The 3,884-nt window shown below is 66.5% G+C and carries 5 protein-coding genes; 1 reads left to right on the top strand and 4 read right to left on the bottom strand.

Annotated features, from left to right (window positions below; translation table 11 throughout):
- Positions 1 to 345, bottom strand: a 345-nt coding sequence (locus AC2VOU_RS10130; RefSeq protein ID WP_486957259.1) for a PAC2 family protein, incomplete at its 3' end; no start/stop codon positions are given.
- A 321-nt stretch (positions 346 to 666) separates the two neighbouring features.
- Here AC2VOU_RS10130 and AC2VOU_RS10125 point away from each other — a divergent pair.
- Positions 667 to 1,722: a DUF4192 domain-containing protein gene (locus AC2VOU_RS10125; RefSeq protein WP_486957258.1), complete on the top strand. Its 1,056-nt coding sequence runs from the start codon at positions 667 to 669 to the stop codon at positions 1,720 to 1,722.
- An 11-nt stretch (positions 1,723 to 1,733) separates the two neighbouring features.
- Here AC2VOU_RS10125 and AC2VOU_RS10120 read toward each other — a convergent pair whose 3' ends face one another.
- The 3 genes from AC2VOU_RS10120 to AC2VOU_RS10110 form a co-directional block, all read right to left on the bottom strand.
- A complete protein-coding gene (locus AC2VOU_RS10120; RefSeq protein ID WP_486957257.1) occupies positions 1,734 to 2,426 on the bottom strand; it encodes an iron-dependent transcriptional repressor DtxR in 693 nt (230 codons plus the stop codon).
- A gap of 124 nt (positions 2,427 to 2,550) precedes the next feature.
- Positions 2,551 to 3,510, bottom strand: coding sequence for a sigma-70 family RNA polymerase sigma factor SigB (gene sigB / locus AC2VOU_RS10115; RefSeq protein WP_486957256.1), 960 nt, complete (start codon positions 3,508 to 3,510; stop codon positions 2,551 to 2,553).
- Between the two features lie 146 nt (positions 3,511 to 3,656).
- Positions 3,657 to 3,884 (bottom strand): DUF3099 domain-containing protein (locus tag AC2VOU_RS10110; protein WP_486957255.1); only part of this gene is annotated, 228 nt, incomplete at its 5' end.

The following is a 3,884-nucleotide window of genomic DNA, read 5'->3' as shown; positions in this document are numbered from 1 at the left end:
GACGCTGTCGTGCATGGCGTAAAGGCTGAGCTGTGGGTCTTCATAATGGGTGAAATGGTCGGTCCTGAACGTCATCAGCGGGCGCCGCGACCGGTAGTCGAGCAACTCGTCGATCGCGAATGATGCCACCACTTCGGTGTCCAGGGTGTCTTTGAGGTGGCCGGCGGCCAGCTTGATCGCGTGGCCGGCATCGGAGAACCCTTCCAGGGCGTGCACCAGGACCGGGCCGCGCCCGTCGGACAGCGACAATTGTGGCGCCGGGAATTCGAGCTCGTACATGCCGTTCTGCTCGAGTTGGTAGTGCTTGTCCCGGTCAGGGGTGTCGGGGGGCTCGTGATCGCCCATCGCTTCTGCCTCCTAGCCACGGCATGTATCGCACGCCGTGTCAGATAGTGTCCCTCAGTTTGTCGAGCAGCGGATAGTGACCCCGCTTTCTCCTATTCTTCGAAACGCCGTCGTCGCGGGCGGCATTCCACGGCATACCCGTTTCGCGCTGTGTTGATAGGGCGTCCCCCGCAGCCGTCATCGTGACGAACGCGCGTCGAAAACAGCTGTCTACACGCGAACAATATGGCGCATGCACAGTTGCGACTTTGTGCACAGCAGGGCGGTCTGGCGCGCTGCGCCGCCCCCGAAATGACGGTGGTGGTTGCCACCGTCGTTGCCATGACCAAGCAGCGAAGCGACTTTGAACTGAATCGGCCCGGCGCGGTGATCGCCGCGCTCCCGGCGGTGTTGGGCTTCGTGCCCGAGAAATCGCTGGTGGTGTTGTCGATCGACGACGGCGAACTCGGGTCGGTGATACGCGTCGATCTGTCCGACGCGGTCGCCGACCAGGTCGCTCATGTCGCCGACGTCGCCGCGGCCGCTGGACCCGAGGCCGCCATTGTGGTGATCGTCGACGCCGACGGGGCCCGCTGCCCGATGTGCAACGACCACTACCGTGACCTGTGCGCGTCGCTGACCGAAGAACTCAGCCGACACGACATCGTGCTGTGGGCCGTACATGTCGTCGACCGGGTGGCCGCCGGGGGGCGGTGGCACTGTGTGGACGGTTGCGGTGCAGGTGGTGTCGTCGACGACCCGTCCGCGTCGCCACTGGCTGCCGCCGCCGTGCTGGACGGGCGTCGGCTTTATGCGCGGCGGGCCGACCTGCAGGCGGTGATCGCGCCCGACGAGGCCCGCAGCGCGTCGCTCACCGCTCTGATCGCCGAGCGGGCCGCGCTGCGTGACAAGACGCATCGCGAAGACCCGACCGCCTGCGCCCGCCGCGACGTCGAAGCCGCGATGGCGGCCGCCGCGGGAGTCGCCGACGGACGACCGCTCACCGACTCCGACATTGCCGGCCTGGGGTGCGCGCTGGCCGACGTCGAGGTGCGGGACACGTTGTACGCCTTAGCCGTCGGCCACAACGCCGGAGACGCCGAATCGCTGTGGGCAATGCTGGCGCGGACACTACCGCCGCCGTGGCGGGTCGAGGCCCTGGTGCTGCTCGCGTTCAGCGCCTACGCCCGCGGCGACGGACCGCTGGCCGGGGTGTCGCTGGAGGCAGCCCTGCGGAGCGAGCCGGGGCATCGGATGGCCGGCATGCTCGATACCGCGTTGCAGTCGGGCCTGCGGCCCGAGCACATTCGCGAATTGGCGGTCACCGGCTATCGGCTGGCCGAGCGACTCGGCGTGCGGCTTCCGCCGCGGCAAACGCTTCGGCGGCGTGCGGTGTGAACGCCGGCCGGCTAGACCTTTTCGACCTTGACCGCGTGCGCCATTTCATGCGGCAGGCCGACGTCCTCATGGCCGGGGATGACGATGGTCACGCCACCGGATGGGTTCGATTCGACGGTCACGCGGGCGTTGGGAACGACGCCGGCGTCCTTGAGGCGGGTGATCAGGTCGATGTCGCCCTGCACGTGCTCGGTGAGCTGGCGCACCACCACTGCCACGGGCGGGCCGGCGGGAAGCTCCGTCAAGCGCACCATGTTGGCATCCCTGGCGCCGAAGTCGTCGCCGATACCCAAATCGATGAGCCCGGGGATGGGGTTGCCGAACGGCGACGTGGTCGGGTTGTTCAGCACCTTCATCAGGCGGCGCTCGACGTCGTCGCTCATGACGTGCTCCCAGCGACACGCTTCGGCGTGGACTTCTTCCCATGGCACACCGATGACGTCGACCAGAAGTCGTTCGGCCAGACGGTGTTTGCGCATCACGGAAACGGCCAACGCGCGGCCCTTGTCGGTCAGCTCGAGGTGGCGGTCACCGGCGACATGCAACAGCCCGTCGCGCTCCATCCGCGACACGGTCTGGCTGACCGTGGGCCCACTCTGGTCCAGCCGTTCGGCGATACGGGCACGCAACGGAGTAACGCCCTCTTCCTCGAGGTCGTAAATGGTCCGTAGGTACATCTCGGTGGTATCAACTAGGTCGTTCATTCCGCACCTTCCATTGCGGGCGAGTCTACTTGCCCAGCTGCGTCAATGGTTCGCTAACACTCCCAGGCAGCAGTATGCCCGCCGCGGCTGCGGCGGGCACACGTGCTGATGCTGGCGTGGGTTATCAGCTCGCGTAGGAGCGGAGTCGGTCGGCCCGCTCACCGTTGCGCAGCTTGGCCATCACCTCGCGCTCGATCTGGCGAACCCGCTCGCGGGACAGCCCGAACAGCTTGCCGATCTGGTCGAGCGTGCGGGGCTGCCCGTCGTCGAGTCCGAAGCGGAGCCGGATCACCTGCTGCTCCCGCTCGTCGAGCGTGGCGAGCACGCTGCGAATGTCGGTGTGTAGGAGTTCGGCGATGACCGAGTTCTCCGCCGACATGGCTTCGGCGTCTTCGATGAAATCGCCCAGCGGCGCTTCTTCTTCCGAGCCGACCGGCATGTCCAGGCTCACCGGATCCCGGCTGTGCTCCAGCAAGTCGTTGATCTTCTCGACGGGAATGCCGGACTCTTCGGCCAGTTCCTCGTCCGTCGCTTCGCGGCCGAGGTTCTGATGCATCTCGCGCTTGATGCGGGCCAGCTTGTTCACCTGCTCGACCAGGTGAACCGGCAGCCGGATGGTGCGGCTCTGGTCGGCCATGCCGCGGGTGATCGCCTGGCGGATCCACCACGTCGCGTACGTGGAGAACTTGAATCCCTTTGCGTAGTCGAACTTTTCCATCGCGCGGATCAAGCCCAGATTGCCCTCTTGGATGAGGTCCAGCAGCGGCATCCCGCGACCGGTGTAGCGCTTCGCCAGCGACACGACCAGCCGCAGGTTGGCTTCCAGCAGGTGGCGGCGTGCCGCCTCGCCGTCGCGAACCACGGCGGCCAGGTCGCGCTTGCGGGCCTCGCCGAGACGTTTGCGTGTGTCCAGCAGATGCTTGGCGTACAGGCCTGCTTCGATTCGCTTGGCCAACTCGACCTCGTCGGCGGCGTTGAGCAAGGCCGTCTTGCCGATCCCATTCAGATACACGCGCACAAGGTCCGCGGCTGGGCTTTGAGAATCCAGATCGCTATCGACCCGGACGGTGTTGGCTTTTGCCATAGCGGCCTCCTCAGAGCGTGAACTGTCATCGGGTACAACGACCGACCCGTCGTAGTAGTTCCCACCGGATGGCGTTCTCACACCCGCTGACGTGCGCGAATGTCCGTTAGCCCTGAGAATGTACTGAGAACCGCCGCGAGGCGGGGTTACTCGGAACCGTCAGCTCGCCCGTGCTGCCAGTCCGGTTGCGGGGCCGGATCACTGCGACTCTCCAGCGCCGGGCGTTCGGCAGTGGGGAACAGCGGGGTCCGTCGTTCGGCGCCGTCAAACCTGCGGGGTTCGTCAGCCCGCCGCGGCGGGCGGTCGTTGGCGATGAGCACTGCGATCCAGGGCAGCGGGATCGAGAAAGCGATGATGGCCAGCGAGATAAGACC

The sequence above is a fragment of the Mycobacterium sp. TH-M25 genome (genome assembly GCF_057473665.1).
The sequence above is the reverse complement of the archived record's forward strand: the minus strand, read 5'-3'. Positions and strand labels throughout refer to the sequence as shown.